This window comes from Lacticaseibacillus suibinensis (assembly GCF_003946175.1).
In the GTDB taxonomy this organism is placed as follows: domain Bacteria; phylum Bacillota; class Bacilli; order Lactobacillales; family Lactobacillaceae; genus Lacticaseibacillus; species Lacticaseibacillus suibinensis.
Genome location: NZ_RHOK01000003.1, coordinates 154,342 through 172,053 on the forward strand (window position 1 = coordinate 154,342; position 17,712 = coordinate 172,053).

Below are 17,712 nucleotides of genomic sequence, written 5' to 3' on the forward strand. Positions count from 1 at the left end.
CAGACGACGTGATGCCATAAAAAAAGCGCCGTGCCGAAGCACAGCGCTCATCAGTCGAATTACTGACGGGTTTCGATGTCGTTCTTGGCGAACGCATCGGTGATAACCTTCTTCAGTTGACTTGCTGACTTGTCCATGGATTCTTGTTCGTGGTCGGTCAAAGGAATTTCCAGAATGTTCTGGATCCCGTTGGCGTTGATCACAGCAGGAGAACCGATGAAGATGTCATGCTGACCATATTGGCCGTCCATGTAAACGGACAGTGGCAATACGGCGTTTTCGTCGTTCAAGATGGCCTTAGAAATCCGGGCCAGGGCAGTTGCGATACCGTAGAAGGTCGCGCCCTTCAGCTTGATGATTTCGTAAGCGGCGTCACGAACGTTTTCGAACATGTCAACCAGCTTGCTTTCATCGATTTCTGGGTGTTCCTTAACCCATTCAGAAATCTTGATCCCACCGATGTTGGCGTGTGACCAAACAGGGAATTCGGTGTCACCGTGTTCGCCCATGATGTAAGCGTGGACCGAACGAGCGTCAACGCCGACCATTTCAGCAATGGATTGACGGAAACGAGCGGTATCCAGAGAAGTACCGGAACCAACCACGCGGTTCTTAGGGAAGCCAGACAGCTTCCAAGTAGCGTAGGTCAGAATATCAACAGGGTTAGCAGCAACCAAGAAGATGCCGTTAAAGCCAGAGTCAACGATTGGGTCAACGATGGACTTCAAAATCTTCAGGTTCTTGTTAACCAGGTCAAGCCGGGTTTCGCCAGGCTTTTGAGGGGCGCCGGCGGTGATGACAACTAAGTCAGCATCCTTAGCGTCGCTGTATTCAGCAGAGTAAATCGTCTTTGGCGTGGTGAATGGCAGCGCGTTGCTTAAGTCGATCGCGTCACCTTTCGTCTTGTCTTTGAAAATGTCAACGATCCCAATTTCCTGAGCGATGCCCTGCAAAACCATTGCATAGGCGTAACTTGAACCAACGGCACCGTCACCAACAAGAATTACTTTTTGGTGATCTTTTTTAGCATTTGCCACGGTGATATCATCCTTTCATATGTGCAGTGTACAATTCATCTTGAAGTATAACACAATTGCTCATGGATGCACGCCTTTCCAGAAAATTTATCCGAGTTACCTTTTGACTTACCATTTCCGTAAAAGCCGGTCTTGCGGCGTTTCGTGAAACTGTTCACCAAGCCAAAAACAATGAAAGCAACCGTTTTCATAAGCAATTGGATATCATTGATTAAGCGTTTTCAAAGCCCTATTTTCGCAAGTGCGTTGCCGCCTTGCCAGGTCTGGTATACTGGATACCGGAAAAGGAGGTCGCAAGTTTCGTGGCCCCTTGCAGGAGGTAACTATGAAAATGATCGTCGGCCTGGGCAATCCAGGCAGTCAGTATGCAAAAACCAAGCACAATATCGGGTTTATGGCCGTGGACGCCTTAGCCGAAAAGTATGACGTTACCATTCGCAAACAGGAGTTTAATGCCTTAACCGGCAGCACCTTTGTTGACGGCGAGAAAGTCCTGCTGGTGAAGCCGCAGACCTTTATGAATGATTCGGGTCGGGCGGTGGGCCAACTCAAAGCCTTCTATCAATTTGCGGCCGATGAGATTTTGATCATCCAAGACGATATGGATATGACCATGGGCCGCTTGCGGCTGCGTCAACGTGGTTCCGCCGGTGGGCACAATGGCATCAAGTCCATCATCAACGTGTTAGGCACGCAAGACTTTTACCGGGCCAAAATCGGCATCCAGCATCCAAAGCGGCAAAAAGTCGTGGATTGGGTGCTGACGCCTTTCAGCAAGGATGACCAAATTGCGATTTTGACCGGCATCGACAAGCTGCAGGACGCTGCGGATGACTGGATCCACGGGCTGGATTTTGCCCAATTAATGAACAAATACAACTGAGTTTGTAAGGAAGCCTTAACGGCGTTGCCGGGCTGACTTTGAACGTGCGATAATGCAAACAGAATAATTGCTTAGGGGGCCACCATGCCAATGGTGGCCTTGTGGGCGTGGCATCGTTTTGCCTTTAAAGGAGTAGGTATGGATCTCATTGAAATGATGGCGCAAACGCCAGAGCTAACAACGCTATGGCCCGGCCTGGATGCTGGGCGCCATTTGGTCACGGGGCTCGATGGTTCGGCCAAGGCGTTGTTCTTAGCGGCAGCGCTGCGGCAAACCAAGCGCCAATTGATGGTGGTTGAAAACAATCGGTATCATGCCGAAGAATTAATTGCCGACCTCACTGCCTTAGTGGGGCCTGATTTGGTGTGGTCCTTTCCGGTTGAAGACGTGCTGGCGGCAGAAATTGCCGTCAGCTCGCCGGATACGGTGAATGAACGCATCAACACCCTGAACTGGCTCGCCAGTGGCCAGCCCGGGCTAGTAGTCACCAGTTTGGCCGGCATGAAACGGCTGCTGGTGCCGCAAGCCACCTGGCAGGCAGCAACATTGACCTTGGACCTGGATTCGGAAGTGGATCCTAAGGCGCTGGCCGCCACTTTGGTCGCAATGGGTTATCAGCGCGATCAGCTGGTCACGGCGCCAGGCCAGTTTGCGATTCGCGGCGGCATTATCGATGTTTATCCACTCAACCAAGACGATCCCATTCGCATCGAGTTGTTTGATACCGCAGTGGATTCCATGCGCCGCTTTGCAATGGACACCCAGCGCAGCATTGAAAACCTGGATCACGTCACGATTACGCCAGCCACGGATTTGATTGCTGGCCCTGAGGTGCTCAAGGCCGCCGGGGCGACGCTCACGGCGCTGGGCACCAAGGCCAAGGCGAAGGCCAAAACGAAAGAAGCCAAGCAGGCCATGACGAATGGCCTGCTGGCGACAGCAACGCAGCTGGCCAATGGCGAACGGCCCGAAGCTCTTGCCTTGTACATGCCAGCGCTTTACCCAGAGCCGGTGCGCTTGGTGGATTATCTGCAAAAAGATGCCATCATTGTTTTTGATGATTACACGCGGCTGTTAGATGCCGATGTCAATTTGGTGCAAGAAACCGTCGACTGGTACGCGGGCCTAGCAGAAGGCGGCCGCATTGCGGGTGAGCAGCCGAATGTGACCTTGCAAGCCTTGGATCATCACCAGCGGCGCGCCCATTTGTATCTGAGCTTATTCCAAAAAGGAATGGGTAATGTCCGCCTGAAGTCTCTGACGGCGCTGCCAAGTCGCAACATTCAGCAGTTCTTCTCCCAGATGCCGCTACTCAAAACCGAATCCGACCGCTGGCGCAAGCAACATTTAACCGTGGTCTATTTGGTGCAGGAACAGGCCCGAATCGATAAGCTCAACCAGACGCTGCGCGATTTTGAAATCGATAGTGTCATCAGTCCCAAAAACGACTTGCTGCCGCAGGTGCAACAGGTGGTGCAAGGGTCGCTGGCCAATGGTTTTGAGCTGCCGAGCGCGCACTTGGTGGTGGTGACCGAGCATGAGCTCTTTAACGCCAAAGTGAAACGCCGCGCCCGCCACCAAACACTGGCGAACGCGGAACGGTTGCGCAGCTACACCGAGCTGAAACCTGGCGATTACGTTGTGCATGTAAACCACGGGATTGGCCAATACACCGGCATGCAAACGCTGGTGGTGGATGGGGTCCATCAAGACTACATCACCATTGTCTATCAAAAAGGCGATCAGCTTTTCATTCCGGTGAATCAGCTGCATCTGGTCCAAAAGTATGTTGCGGCGGATGGCAAAACGCCGCGCATTAACAAACTCGGCGGCAGTGAATGGCAGAAAACCAAGCGCAAAGTGGCCGCCAAGATTGAAGATATTGCCGATGATCTAATCAAGCTCTACGCCGAGCGCGAAGCAGAACCGGGCTTTGCCTTTGCACCAGATGATGACTTGCAGCGCGCCTTTGAGGCAGAATTTCCTTATCCGGAAACCCCAGACCAGTTGCGCGCCAGCAAGGAAATCAAGCACGACATGGAGAAGTCGCGGCCGATGGATCGCTTGCTGGTCGGGGATGTCGGCTTCGGCAAAACTGAAGTGGCGCTGCGGGCGGCGTTCAAAGCCGTCGAAAACGGCAAGCAGGTGGCCTTTTTGGTGCCGACCACGATTTTGGCCCAGCAGCATTACGACACGATGGTGGATCGCTTCAGTGATTTTCCGGTGAAAATCGGGATGCTGTCGCGCTTTCGCACCAACAGCCAAATCAAAGCCACCTTGGCGGATTTGGCCGCCGGGCAGTTGGATATTGTGGTGGGGACCCATCGCCTACTGTCCAAGGACGTGCACTACCATGACCTTGGCCTGCTCATTGTGGATGAAGAGCAGCGCTTTGGCGTGAAGCACAAGGAAAAGCTCAAGGCGCTGAAGGCGAATGTCGACGTGCTGACCCTGACCGCCACGCCGATTCCGCGCACGCTGAACATGTCGATGCTTGGCGTCCGTGATTTGTCGGTGATCGAAACGCCGCCGACGAACCGTTATCCGATTCAGACTTTTGTCATGGAGCAAAATGCCGGGGCCATTCGCGAAGCGATTGAGCGAGAACTGGAACGTGGTGGGCAGGTCTTTTACTTGCATAACCGGGTATCAGATATCGAACGCACCGTCGCGGAAGTGGAAGCCTTGGTGCCCAGCGCCACGGTGGGGTATGCCCATGGTCAAATGTCCGAAACCCAGCTAGAAAATGTCATTTACGATTTTGTCCACGGCAACTTTGATGTGCTGGTCACCACCACCATTATCGAAACTGGCGTGGACATGCCGAATGTCAACACCTTGATCATTGAAGATGCTGACCGCTATGGCTTGTCGCAGCTGTACCAGTTGCGGGGGCGGATTGGCCGGTCCAGCCGGGTGGCGTATGCGTACTTTATGTACAAGCAAAATCGCGTCTTATCCGAAGAAGCCGAGAAACGGCTTGCGGCGATCAAGGACTTCACCGCGCTGGGCTCAGGGTTCAAAATTGCGATGCGCGATTTGTCGATTCGCGGCGCCGGCAATTTGCTGGGCAGCCAGCAGCACGGCTTCATTGATGCCGTTGGGTATGATCTGTACACCCAGATGCTGGGCGATGCGGTGGCGGCGAAGCAAGGCAAAAAGCGGCGGGCCGTGGTCGATGCTGAAATTGATCTGGACTTGGAAGCTTACCTGCCGGATAGCTACGTGGCTGATCCGGCGCAGAAGATTGAGCTGTACAAGCGGGTGCGCGAGTCGGCGACGGATGAGCAGGAAGCCGAGCTGCAAGGTGATTTGATTGACCGCTTTGGCGATTATCCTGAGGCGGTGGCGAACCTGCTGGCGATTGCGCATCTTAAGCGTTTTGCCGATCAGGCCCAAGTGGCGAAGATTACCCGCAACGAGCAGCATCTGCTGATTCAGTTCACGGCTAAAGCCAGTGGGCAGGTCAGCGGCGAAAAGCTGTTCAGTGCCTTGGCCCACACTAAGCTCAAGGCCCAAGTGGCCAACGACGAGCTGCTGACGGTTAGCTTACAGATTCCTAAAACCATGGCGCCAGCGGCCTGGCTGGCGGAACTCACCGCCTTTTTAAAGGCACTGGCCAGACAACAGGAGGCAGGCGATGGAGAATAATCAATTCAAACATGCCATGCGCGGCGCCTGGGTGCTGAGTTTAGGGGCGTTAATTGCCAAAATTCTCAGTGCCGTGTACCGGGTGCCGTTCCAGAACCTGGTTGGCGATACCGGGTTTTACGTGTATCAGCAAGTTTACCCGTTGTATGGCATCGGTATGACCTTTGCGTTATCAGGGTTTCCGGTGTTTGTGTCCAAGCTGGTGGCTGAAGCCCCGGATTTTGAAGCCAAAGCCGCGGTCATCCACCGCGCGCGGGTCATCATGACTTGGCTGGGGCTGGGGATGTTTGGCGCGTTAGAGCTTGGCGCAGGCTTGATTGCCAAGTTGATGGCTGACCCTGGCCTCACGCCGCTGATTCAAAGCGTCGGGTTGATGTTTTTGACCATGCCGCTGTTGTCCACGGCGCGCGGCTATTTCCAAGGCACTTTTGATATGACGAAAACCGCCGTCAGTCAAGTGGTAGAGCAAGTGATTCGCGTGGCGGTGATTTTGCTCGCCGCTTGGTTTGCCGTGCAAGGCGGCTGGGATGTCTACAAAATGGGCACCTGGGCGATGAGCGGCGCCTTTTTCGGCGGGCTCGGCGCGCTGCTCGTGGTGTGGCCGGCCTATCACCGCGTCTTTCGCAAGCGGCGTTTTGCGTTCAGCGGCTTTGACCAATATGCTCAGCTGATGACCCGGTTTGTCCGGGAAGGCGGGGCGATCACGCTGTTTGCTGCGATGCTGATTTTGCTGCAGTTGGTGGATTCTTTTACCGTGACTCGCGGCTTGGTGGCTAGCGGTGTGACCCCAGCGGCGGCCAAAGCCTTAAAAGGGGTGTATGACCGCGGCCAACCGCTGGTGCAACTCGGTCTGGTGGTGGCCACTTCGTTTTCGGCGTCACTGCTGCCGGCGTTGACGCGGGCGGTGGCCCAGGACCGGCGCACTGCCTTTCGCCGCACAGCGCGGCAGCTGGTGCACTTTAACTTTGGCCTTTCACTAGCCGCCGCGGCTGGGCTGATTGCCTTGATGCCAGCGGTGAACCGGCTGCTGTTTGGGAGCACGGCGGAAACGCCAGCGCTGCGAATGTATGCGCTGAGCATTGTGCTGGTGGCATTGATTAATGCTGACAATGCGATTTTACAAAGCCTCAATCATTTGCGGGTGACGGCGTATGCTTTGGGGGCCGGTTTTTTGGTCAAGTTGATCAGCACGGAATGGTTCACCTTCCGGCATGGAACCTTAGGCGCCGCCTTTAGTACGGTGCTTAGCCTCACTGTGATTTTCGTGGTGCTGCATTTTGCACTGCCGGCGGTGCTGCGTGGGTTTGATCCGCGGGCGTTTAATCTCCGGTTATGTTTTGTGGTCGGGGTGATGAGCGTGGTGGTCCATGTGGTGGCCACCCACATGCCTTTTGCTACCCGCGGGGATGCCTTAATTTTACTGGTGGTGACGATCAGCTTAGGGGTGTTGCTGTTTGTGGTTTTGGCTAGTTGGGTTAAGCTGTATACCGTACGGGAAGTACTCACGATTCCATTTGGCCGGCGCTTCATGAAAGCCTGGCGCAAACTTACCCAGCACAGTTAGGTCGATAGAAAGGATTATTGTTATGCGTTTAGATAAATATTTGAAAGTATCTCGAATTATTAAGCGGCGGACGGTCGCCAAAGAAATCGCCGATAAAGGCCGGATTTCCATTAACGGCAAAGTCGCCAAATCTAGCAGTGATGTCGCCCTGGGGGACGAATTGACCATTGTGTTTGGCAATAAAACCTTGACGGTGAAGGTCCAAGGCCTGAATGAAATCACCAAAAAAGAAGCGGCCGGCGATATGTACACGGTGGTCAGCGAAACCTACAAGGAAAGTTATTAAACTGTAACACGGTGGCAGCGAATACTTTGCTATACTGGCAGTAACTAGACAAGCAAGGTGGGTCTTTCGATGCAGCAAAAAATCAGGCCGCTTCATCCCCAGTCAACTAAACCCGCAGCGCCAGCCAAATCAGTCAGTACGCTCCGGGTGCATAAGCGCCGCTTGGGGTTGATGTTGGCGGCGCTCCTGTTGGTCTGCGGCTTTGGGAGCTATCAACTGGTGTCAACGCATAACGCGATTGAAACGCGTTCGCAGACACTGTCGACGGCGAAGGCAACGCTGAAGCAGAAGAAAACCGAAACGGCAAACTTAAAAGTGAAAATCGATCAGTTGAACAACGAGGATTACCTCGCCAAACTGATTCGGGAACGTTATTTGATGTCGAAAAAAGGCGAAGTGGTCTTCTCCTTGCCGACAACGCAAACCGACACGCAGAAATAGCCGCTAAACCGAGCGGCTGCTGTTGCGTGCCGGTTTTTGCGTGGTATACTTAGAGGCACAATTCAATCAGGAGGACATCTTTTTATATGGCAGTTGAAGTTGGCGAAAAGGTTGCGGGTAAGGTTACAGGCATCACGAATTTCGGGGCCTTCATCGATTTAGGCGAAGGCAAGACCGGTTTGGTGCATATCAGTGAAGTCTCTGATGCTTACGTCAAGGATATTCATGATGTGCTCAGTGTCGGCGACACGGTCACCGTCAAGGTGATGTCGATCAAGGAAGGCAAAATTGGCCTGTCCATTCGCCGCGCGGTTGAAAACGAAGGTGTTGGCCATGCCCACACCGAACATCGGCCTCATGAGACGCACCATGACGCCGGCCGGCCAGTGCATAACGGCGGTCGACCAGCGTATGCTCCGCGAGGCGCACGGCCAAGTCGCCCAGGCAAAGATGCGCCGAAGGATGACTTTGACTCCATGATGTCAGGCTTTCTCAAGGAAAGCGAAGATCGGCTGAGTAGCCTGCGGCGGAATACCGAAGGCAAGCGCGGCGGTCGCGGCGGGCGCCGTAGCTAAGCCCGTTGCCGCAGTTGGAACTTGGGGCTGAGACAAAATGCGGTTTTAGCCCAGAGTATAAGCCAAAGGGCCTGTAAAACCTGAACTTAGGTTTTGCAGGCCCTTTGACTTATACGGCTAGGGCGTTGCATTTTGGCTCGTACTGTTCCGGAATAGTCGTGCGCCCATCTTTATCTCAAATTATGTCTCAATCACAAGTTCTTTTTTAGTTCATGCGACAAGGTGTCAGAATCCGACTTTAGTAGGACGTTTTTGCCAGTCTTGGTATGGTAGTGTAAATGGCACGCGAAGGAGGCCATGATGGACACAATTGAACGCTATTTGGCTCCATTTGCGTTGCCGGCGGGCACCAAAGTCGTGGTCGCAGTGTCTGGTGGGGTTGACTCCATGGTGCTCATGCACCTTCTAGCGCCGTTGCAAGCGCACGCCTTACAGCTCACCGTGGCCCAGTTTGACCATCAATTGCGGCCGGAAAGCGCCCAAGAACAGAAGTTGGTGGCCACCACTGCCGCGGCGCTGCACCTGCCGTTTCAAGCGGGCACCTGGCCGGCGGCTCAGCATCCGCAAAGCGGCTTGGAAGCGGCGGCGCGGCAAGCACGTTACGCTTTTTTGACCCAAGTCGCCCAGAACGTTGGGGCGCAGGTCCTGATGACGGCACATCACGGGGATGACCAAGTCGAAACCGTGCTGTTCCGCCTCGCCCGCACCGGCCATTTGCCGGCACTGGTGGGGATCAAGCCTGATAGCTGGCGGGGCCGGTTGCGGGTGGTGCGGCCATTATTGACCGTCCCTAAAGCTGAATTGTTGCGCTATGCGCAGCATCACGGCATTGCTTACGCCGAAGATGCCAGTAATCAAGATTTGCAGTACAGTCGCAACTTGATCAGGCAGCAAGTGACGCCGATTTTGAAACAGGTCAACCCTAGCCTGGTGGCGCATACGACTCGGATGACCCAAGCCCTGGCAGCCACCGAAACGTTGGCGCAGCGCCAGGTGGCCAGCATGCTGCCGGCGCCTGGCGACACCGTTGACTGGCGCCTGTTTCTCACTGAGACCCAAGCGGTGCAAGCTATTGTGCTTGAGGCAGCGCTGGCTCGATGGCACATGGTGTTAACCCCACGAGTCGCGCGGCAAGTGCTGGCGGCACTTGCCGCCGATGGTAGTCGCCGCTTTGACTATGGCCAAGGCTTGCAACTGGAAGCGGCGTATCATGAGTTGCGGCGAGTGACGACTGAGCCGACGCCGCAGGCCGTTCTGCTTGAGACGGCTGAGCAGTGGTACCAAGTGGGATCATTGAAGTTAGGCCGGTTTGCTGAGCTCCCTGCTCACGCTCAAGCGTTGGCCGCTTTACCAGCGGGGCCGGTGTTGATTCGCACCAGACAAGCTGGGGATGAGCTGAAATTGGCCAATGGTCAGCATCAGCTATTGCGGCGTTATTTTATCAACCAAAAAATGCCGCAAAGTCAGCGCCAAACGGCCTTGGTGGCCGCCCGAAACCACCGTGTTTATTGGGTTGAGGGAATTGATCGCGGTCAATTGTTTCAAGGGTCACAAACTGATATACTGCAAACAGTATTGGCACTTCAAATCGAATGAAATAGGGGAGCAGGTCATGAACGACGACATACTAAAAGTCCTGTACAGCAAGGACGATATCGATGCGATTACCTCGCGGCTGGCTGAACAAATCAACCGCGATTACGCTGGCAAAAATCCATTGGTCATCTGTATTTTGAAAGGCGCGATCATGTTCATGACGGATCTCGTCCGCAAAATCGATGACTATGTCGAAATCGACTTTATGGATGTGTCCAGCTATGGCGACGAAACCGAGTCCAGCGGCGAAGTGAAGGTGCTCAAGGATCTCGATACCAGTGTGGCCGGGCGCGACTTGCTCATTGTCGAGGACATTGTGGATACTGGCCGGACGTTGAGCTATCTGATCAAAATGTTCCAAACCCGCAATGCCGCGTCCATCAAGATCTGCACCTTGATGGACAAGCCTGAGCGTCGGATCAAAACCGTGAAGGCCGATTATGTCGGCACCCAGGTCCCTAATGAATTCGTGGTCGGCTATGGCCTTGATTATGCCGAGAAATATCGCAATTTGCCTTACATCGGCGTTTTGAAGCCGGCGGTGTATCAAGAATAGGCAAAAGGTCTGACTCATGGTGTATGATTAAGATATAAGGGAAATGTTTCATCTAATGTTGCTGGAGGTTATGCATGAATAAAAAACAAAACGGGCTGTTCGGCAACACGCTGACCTATGTGATTTTGTTTGTGGCCTTGGTCGCAGGCTTTGCATGGTATTTGCGTGGTAATAGCGGCACCCAAACGCAAGAGTTGAGCTCCAGTCAGTTCATCTCACAGTTGAAGAAAGACGAAATCAAGTCTTTCAAGATTCAACCATCTGGCGGCGTTTATAAGGTCTCTGGGGAATACCGGAAGGCCAAAAAAGTCACCAACAGCTCGGCCAATGTCGGCCTGATGACGCAGTCTTCACCGGCCACGACGAAGTTCTCGTCTTACGTGCCGACGAACAACACTTACATGAAGACCATCGAATCCGCAGCGACGAAGAATAAAGTCACTGTCGATACGATGGAAGAATCCTCGTCGAGTGTGTGGGTCACCCTGCTGATTACGGTGCTGCCGCTGGTCATTTTCATGGTGTTCTTCTATATGATGATGAACCAGTCGGGACAAGGCGGCGGCAATGGTCGGGTCATGAACTTCGGCAAGTCGCGGGCCAAGCAGGCCGATAAGAAAGCCAACAAGGTGCGCTTCTCCGATGTCGCCGGGGAAGAAGAAGAAAAGCAAGAACTGGTCGAAGTCGTCGAGTTCTTGAAAGATCCGCGGAAATTCTCCCAGCTCGGTGCCCGCATCCCAGCCGGGGTGCTGCTCGAGGGTCCTCCGGGTACTGGTAAAACGTTGCTGGCCAAAGCGGTCGCTGGGGAAGCTGGCGTGCCATTCTTCTCCATTTCCGGGTCAGACTTCGTTGAAATGTTCGTCGGGGTCGGTGCTTCTCGGGTGCGTGATCTCTTTGATCAAGCCAAAAAGAATGCTCCTTCCATCATCTTCATCGATGAAATCGATGCGGTCGGGCGCCAGCGTGGCGCCGGCATGGGCGGTGGTCATGATGAACGTGAACAAACCTTGAACCAGTTGCTGGTTGAAATGGATGGGTTTACCGGGAACGAAGGCGTCATCGTGATGGCGGCCACCAACCGTTCCGATGTCTTGGATCCAGCCTTGCTGCGGCCAGGTCGTTTCGACCGGAAGATTTTGGTGGGCCGGCCAGACGTTAAGGGCCGTGAAGCCATTCTTAAGGTTCACGCCAAGAACAAGCCGCTGGCGCCTGATGTTGACCTAGGCGAATTGGCGCGTGAAACCCCAGGCTTTGTTGGGGCCGATCTGGAAAATGTCTTGAACGAAGCGGCCCTGGTGGCTGCGCGGCGGGGCAAAACTAAGATCGATGCCAGCGATATTGATGAAGCGGAAGATCGCGTCATTGCTGGGCCAGCCAAGAAGGACCGCGTCATCTCCAAGCGTGAACGTAGCATGGTGGCTTACCACGAAGCTGGGCACGCGATTATCGGTTTGGTGCTGTCTGACTCGCGGGTCGTGCGGAAAGTGACGATTATTCCTCGGGGCCGCGCCGGCGGTTATGCCATTACGTTGCCGAAGGAAGATCAGTTCTTGCTTTCCAAGAAAGATCTTACCGAACAAATTGCTGGCCTGATGGGTGGTCGGACCGCCGAAGAAATTGTCTTTGGCACTGAATCCACTGGGGCTTCCAACGACTTCGAGCAAGCCACCCAGCTGGCGCGCAGCATGGTGACTAGCTATGGGATGTCCGACAAGTTAGGCACAGTGACCCTTGAATCTGAAGGTGGCCAGCCATTTGTCGGCGGTAGCTACGGTCAAATGCCGGCTTACTCCCAGGCGACGGCTAAGGCCATTGATGATGAAGTCCGGCGCATTATTGCCGAAGCGCATCAACAGGCGCATGACATCATTGAAGCCCACCGTGAACAGCACAAGCTGATTGCTGAAGCCTTGCTGAAGTACGAGACCTTGGATGAAAAGCAAATCCTCAGCCTCTTCCGTGATGGCAAGATGCCAGAAACGGAACCTGAATTCCCAAGTGAAAAGGCGGCGACCTTCGAAGAAGCCAAGAAAGCCTTAGAACAAAAGGATAAGGAAAAGCAGGCTGAAGAAGGCAAGCCAGCTGCTGATCAGACCACTGATGATCAAGCGGATGCTGCTGATAGCGCTGAAGGCACCAAGCCTGATGCGGAGCCTTCAGAAACCTCTGAAACACCAGAAACACCAGAAACACCAGAAACACCAGAAACACCAGAAACACCAGAAACACCAGAAACACCAGAAACACCAGAAACACCAGAAACACCAGAAACACCGGCTAAGCCAACGTCGTCCAAGGATGAGGCGGACAAGCCAGCAGATGATCAAAAGCATGACGACGATCCGTCGGCGTAATGCCCAAAGCAGCCTTCCTAGTGAGGGCTGTTTTTTTGTCTTTCACAAAAACTTCACGTCCTTGCCGCAAGATTCACACACAATCACCACGGCCTGCCCAAGGGTCATCGCTATGCTTGAAAAGTTGAAACAGAGAGGGAGCGTGACGAGGATGTTTGAAGATTATGCCAGTGTGATGATTTATGGGGCGGATGCGCTAGGGCTTTTGGCGCTATTGATTTATGGCTTTGTCCGCCATGACCTACTGAAAAGCCGGCCGACTGCTGAGGCAAAGGCAACCCTGACGGCCCGCTGGGTGCAGCGGATGAAAGTGATGACCGCGCTGAGTGGCCAAGAGCCGCAGTATTTGCCAAGCCTTAGTCGCTGGCTGCGCGTGCTCGGGCTCACTGGCTTGTTCGCTGCCGCCGGGTGTGGGGCGTTTATCGCCGAGGCCAGTGGTTGGAATGGCACTTATTATAGTTGGTACATATGGTTGATTGCTTTAGCTCTGGGCATTTGGGCCACGCTGGCGTGGCGCAATTTTGAACGGCGGCAGCTGATGGCGACTGCCAATCTCAAGCACCGGCGCGCCGAGGACTATCAAGCGCTGGGACTTCACGTTGACGGCCGCTATGTCGCCCAACTGATGGGCACGGCCAAGTACTTGATTGCGGCGCAGGGCTTTTTCATGCTCAGTTGTCTGTTTGCCCTGATTTTGAATTAGTGTTGATTAAAGGCGTTCTGCGGAGCGCTTTTTTGTTTCTGCAAATGATGAAAAAGGCTTGCCGAATTGCTGGCGGCGCTGTCAGTGCCAGCGCTGATCCGTTGGCACCGGGTGGCATCAGCGCAGACTTTCTGGTATGATACTTGCGTTTATGAGGCAAAGGAGAGAGCTGAAAATGGCAGATCAATTGATCACAGCAGTTTCAAAAGACGGGGCGTTTCGCGTCTTCGCCGTCGATGCAAGCGGCGTGGTGGCAGAAGCCCAGCGTCGTCATGATACCTGGAGCGCGGCTTCGGCGGCATTAGGACGGACCTTGGTGGCGACACTTTTGCTCTCTGCGGCGGGTCTGAAAGATGACCGCGATTTGCTAACGGTGCGGCTGAAAGGCGACGGCCCGGTCGGCGGCATGGTGGTGGATGGCACCAGTCATGGCACGGTGCGCGGTTACATTGAGCATCCGCATGTCACTTTGCCGCTTAATGTCGTCGGCAAAATTGACGTCGGCCGCGCGGTGGGCCATCAAGGGCTGCTGGCGGTGACCAAAGATCTCGGCCTCGGCGAGCCGTTTACTGGCCAAGTGCCGCTGGTTTCGGGCGAACTCGGGGAAGACTTCACCTATTATCTGGCCCAGTCCGAGCAAATCCCGGCGGCAGTGGGGCTGTCGGTGTTTGTCAATGCCGACAATTCCATTCAAGTCGCGGGTGGCTTCATGATCCAGGCGCTGCCTGGCGCCAAAGACGCTGAGCTGGCCGCAGTGGAAACCAGTGTCAAAACCCTGCCACTGACCTCAGAGATGTTGCGGCAAGGGCTGACGCCGCTGCAAATTGCGCAGCGCGCGATGGGCGATATTCCGGTGAAACAAGTGGCGGCCAAGCCAGTGGCGTTTGCTTGCACCTGCAGCAAGGCCCATTTTGGCGCAATCATCGCCACCACGCCGCGGCGGGACCTCAAAGCCATGATTGAAGAAGATCATGGCGCGGAGGCCGTCTGCAAATTTTGCGGTGCGAAGTATCAGTATTCAGAAGACGAGTTAAAGGCAATGCTGAAAGCAAAGGATGAGAAGAATGACAACTAAGCCCTTAGAATGGCAAATCGGTAACGTGAGGATTCCTAATCGCGTTGTGGTGGCGCCGATGGCCGGCATCACCAATGCCGCCTTTCGCGTGACCGCCAAGGAATTTGGCGCCGGGTTGGTGGTGTGTGAAATGATCTCCGACCGGGGTATCATGTATCACAATAAGAAGACCTTGAGCATGCTGTTCGTGGATCCCCGCGAGCATCCTATTTCCATTCAGATTTTCGGTGGCACCAAGGAAACCCTGGTCAATGCGGCCAAATTTATCGACCAAAACACCGAAGCCGATATTATCGACATCAACATGGGCTGCCCAGTGCCGAAAGTGACCAAAACCGATGCTGGCGCGCATTGGTTGCTGGATCCGAACAAAGTCTACGAAATGGTGGCCGCGGTGGTGGATGCTGTCCACAAACCGGTGACTGTGAAAATGCGGACCGGCTGGGATGCTGACCATATTTACGCGGTGGAAAACGCTTTGGCAGCCGAGCGCGCCGGCGCGTCTGCCCTGGCCATGCACGGCCGCACTCGCAAACAGCTCTATACGGGTCATGCCGACTGGAACATTTTGAAAACGGTCAAGGAGCAGCTGCACATTCCATTCATGGGCAACGGGGATGTGCGCACGCCTGAAGACGCTAAGCGGATGCTGGAAGAAGTCGGCGCCGATGCAGTGATGATCGGCCGCGCGGCGCTGGGCAATCCTTGGATGCTCAAAGGCGTCGAGACTTATCTGCGCACTGGCGAACTGCTGCCAGAGCCAAGTCCGCGGGAGAAAATCTCCACGGCCAAGCTTCAGCTCCATCGGTTGGTCGATTTGAAAGGCGAAGGCCAGGCCGTACGGGAGTTCCGCAGTCAAGCGGCTTATTATCTGAAAGGCATTCCCCGCGCCGCCCGCACCAAGGCAGCGGCAATGAGCGTGGACACTGAACAGGAAGTCGACGATATTTTTGACCGCTTCGTCGAGGAAACCGAAGCCCGCCAAAAAGCCAAAGCCGCCGGGTAACGCGGTTGCTTTTTTCCCATGAGATTGGCAAAATGGCTAGTGGACATGAAACGGAGGAATAACGTTGGCTAAGGAACAAAATGAATTAAACGATCAGATGATCGCGCGGCGCCAAAAGATGGAGGCCCTCAAGGCAGATGGCATCGATCCATTTGGCCACCGCTTTGACCGCACCCATTTAACCCAGCAGTTGCATGACGCTTATGACACTACTGACAAGGATGACTTGGCGGCTCACCCCGTCGAAGTTGTCATTGCCGGTCGGATGATGGCTAAACGCGGCAAAGGCAAGGTCGGCTTTGCGGATCTCCGCGATCGCTCGGGTCGCATTCAAATCTACGCGCGCCGTGATGTTGTGGGCGAAGAAAACTACAAGATCTTTAAAAAAGCCGATTTAGGTGACTTCATCGGTGTGGCCGGCGACATGATGAAAACTGATGCCGGTGAATTGACCGTGCGCGCTACGCACCTGACATTCCTGAGCAAGGCGCTGCGGCCCTTGCCAGATAAGTATCACGGTTTGACGAATGTGGAACAGATTTACCGCCAGCGCTATCTGGACCTCATTGCCAATCCAGATAGTTTCGACCGCTTCGTTAAGCGGAGCAAAATCGTCAGTGCCGTGCGCGAGTACCTGGACAATTTGGGCTTTCTTGAAGTTGAAACGCCAGTACTGCATACTTCTGCCGGTGGCGCGAATGCCCGGCCATTTATCACGCACCACAATGCCTTGGACATTGATTTGTTCCTGCGCATTGCCCTGGAGTTGCACCTGAAGCGGCTGATCGTGGGCGGGATGGAACGCGTCTATGAAATTGGCCGGGTGTTCCGGAACGAAGGCTTAGACACCAAGCACAACCCGGAATTTACCGAATTGGAAACGTATGCCGCCTACTGGGACCTGAGCGATGTCATGAACGAAACAGAAGGCTTATTCCGCTTTGTGGCCCACAAGGTCTTAGGCACCGGTGCTATTTCCTATCAAGGTCAAGCGATTGATTTGGATGCGCCATTTAAGCGGGTGCACATGGTGGACGCCATTAAGGCGGAAACCGGCATCGATTTCTGGGCGCCAATGACCGATGAGGCCGCCAAGCAGCTGGCCGACGAAAAAGGCGTGCACTATGAAGCCTTCTGGAAGACGGGCCATATCATTAATGCGTTCTTCGAAGAATTCGTGGAACCAACTTTGACCCAGCCGACGTTTGTTTATGGTCATCCAATCGAAGTGTCGCCGCTGGCCAAGAAGAGTCAAAAGGATCCGCGCTTCGTTGATCGCTTTGAACTCTTTATGCATGGCAATGAATATGGCAACGCCTTTACTGAACTGAATGATCCCATCGATCAAAAAGCTCGGTTTGAGGCCCAAGCGGCCGAAAAAGCCAGTGGTAACGACGAAGCTCAGCCCATTGACAATGATTATGTTGAAGCCCTGGAATACGGCATGCCACCAACTGGAGGCTTGGGTATCGGGATTGATCGGTTGGTCATGCTCTTGACCGATGCCGCATCCATCCGCGATGTGCTTTTGTTCCCAACCATGCGGCCATAATCACCAAAGTAGGTCTCCTTGTGGGGAGGCCTTTTTTGTTGCCTGAACATTGGGTGCGGGTCATAGCGTAAAAAGTGGCCTAATTCGCATAAAAGGCAAACGAAAATTTGATGCTTTTAATGCTCGTTCGGAAACTACAAAAGGTTGAAAATTTTGTTGACGCTCTGCGGTTCTGCTGATATGATAAATACCGTTGTCAAGGCAACCACGGCGGGTTTTAAGCCATGTCACTGATAATTTTCAGTTGACGGCTTTCAAGCGTGGTGGTAAGATTTCATAGTTGCCTTTTGGACAAGGTAGTCCTTTGAAAACTGAACAAAGTTTCGTAAATGTGATAGGGCTTTTCGATGTAAATCGAAGAGAATTAAACATGAGCGAAGTCAATTCGCAAACAACAAATCGAGCTATTCAAATAACTCATTATATGAGAGTT

At 54.0% G+C, this 17,712-nt stretch carries 14 protein-coding genes; 13 read left to right on the plus strand and 1 reads right to left on the minus strand.

The features are described from left to right. Positions 1-59: 59 nt before the first annotated feature. Positions 60-1,037 carry an L-lactate dehydrogenase gene (locus EKM90_RS02630; protein ID WP_125579502.1) on the minus strand — a complete coding sequence of 326 codons (978 nt, stop codon included), beginning with the start codon at positions 1,035-1,037 and terminating at the stop codon, positions 60-62. A 325-nt stretch (positions 1,038-1,362) separates the two neighbouring features. On the opposite strand from EKM90_RS02630, the gene pth reads away from it, so the two are divergent. From pth to lysS, 13 genes are all read left to right on the plus strand, one after another. Beyond that, complete coding sequence (gene pth / locus EKM90_RS02635; protein WP_125579503.1) at positions 1,363-1,920, plus strand: aminoacyl-tRNA hydrolase; 558 nt, start codon at positions 1,363-1,365, stop codon at positions 1,918-1,920. 138 nt (positions 1,921-2,058) lie between these two features. Next, positions 2,059-5,571, plus strand: a complete 3,513-nt coding sequence (mfd, locus tag EKM90_RS02640) for a transcription-repair coupling factor (RefSeq protein WP_125579504.1) — start codon at positions 2,059-2,061, stop codon at positions 5,569-5,571. After that, the gene (locus EKM90_RS02645) at positions 5,561-7,135 is read left to right on the plus strand and encodes a polysaccharide biosynthesis protein (RefSeq protein ID WP_125579505.1); all 1,575 of its coding nucleotides are present in this window, start codon (positions 5,561-5,563) and stop codon (positions 7,133-7,135) included. Before mfd ends, EKM90_RS02645 begins: the two co-directional genes overlap by 11 nt. Positions 7,136-7,157: 22 nt before the next feature. After that, the gene (locus EKM90_RS02650; RefSeq protein ID WP_125579506.1) at positions 7,158-7,421 is read left to right on the plus strand and encodes an RNA-binding S4 domain-containing protein; all 264 of its coding nucleotides are present in this window, start codon (positions 7,158-7,160) and stop codon (positions 7,419-7,421) included. Between the two features lie 69 nt (positions 7,422-7,490). Further along, positions 7,491-7,862: an FtsB family cell division protein gene (locus EKM90_RS02655; RefSeq protein WP_125579507.1), complete on the plus strand. Its 372-nt coding sequence runs from the start codon at positions 7,491-7,493 to the stop codon at positions 7,860-7,862. A gap of 86 nt (positions 7,863-7,948) precedes the next feature. After that, a complete protein-coding gene (locus tag EKM90_RS02660; protein ID WP_125579508.1) occupies positions 7,949-8,437 on the plus strand; it encodes a S1 domain-containing RNA-binding protein in 489 nt (162 codons plus the stop codon). A 300-nt stretch (positions 8,438-8,737) separates the two neighbouring features. Beyond that, a complete protein-coding gene (tilS, locus tag EKM90_RS02665; RefSeq protein WP_164507825.1) occupies positions 8,738-10,033 on the plus strand; it encodes a tRNA lysidine(34) synthetase TilS in 1,296 nt (431 codons plus the stop codon). 16 nt (positions 10,034-10,049) lie between these two features. After that, positions 10,050-10,589 carry a hypoxanthine phosphoribosyltransferase gene (gene hpt, locus EKM90_RS02670; protein ID WP_125579510.1) on the plus strand — a complete coding sequence of 180 codons (540 nt, stop codon included), beginning with the start codon at positions 10,050-10,052 and terminating at the stop codon, positions 10,587-10,589. A gap of 74 nt (positions 10,590-10,663) precedes the next feature. Further along, on the plus strand, positions 10,664-12,943 hold the full coding sequence (gene ftsH / locus EKM90_RS02675) for an ATP-dependent zinc metalloprotease FtsH (RefSeq protein ID WP_125579511.1): 2,280 nt from the start codon (positions 10,664-10,666) through the stop codon (positions 12,941-12,943). A 151-nt stretch (positions 12,944-13,094) separates the two neighbouring features. Next, a complete protein-coding gene (locus EKM90_RS02680; RefSeq protein WP_125579512.1) occupies positions 13,095-13,646 on the plus strand; it encodes a hypothetical protein in 552 nt (183 codons plus the stop codon). Between the two features lie 175 nt (positions 13,647-13,821). After that, positions 13,822-14,721, plus strand: a complete 900-nt coding sequence (gene hslO, locus EKM90_RS02685) for an Hsp33 family molecular chaperone HslO (protein ID WP_125579513.1) — start codon at positions 13,822-13,824, stop codon at positions 14,719-14,721. Further along, positions 14,711-15,727: a tRNA dihydrouridine synthase DusB gene (dusB, locus tag EKM90_RS02690; RefSeq protein ID WP_125579514.1), complete on the plus strand. Its 1,017-nt coding sequence runs from the start codon at positions 14,711-14,713 to the stop codon at positions 15,725-15,727. Before hslO ends, dusB begins: the two co-directional genes overlap by 11 nt. Positions 15,728-15,791: 64 nt before the next feature. Beyond that, a complete protein-coding gene (lysS, locus tag EKM90_RS02695; protein WP_125579515.1) occupies positions 15,792-17,279 on the plus strand; it encodes a lysine--tRNA ligase in 1,488 nt (495 codons plus the stop codon). Positions 17,280-17,712: the final 433 nt, after the last annotated feature.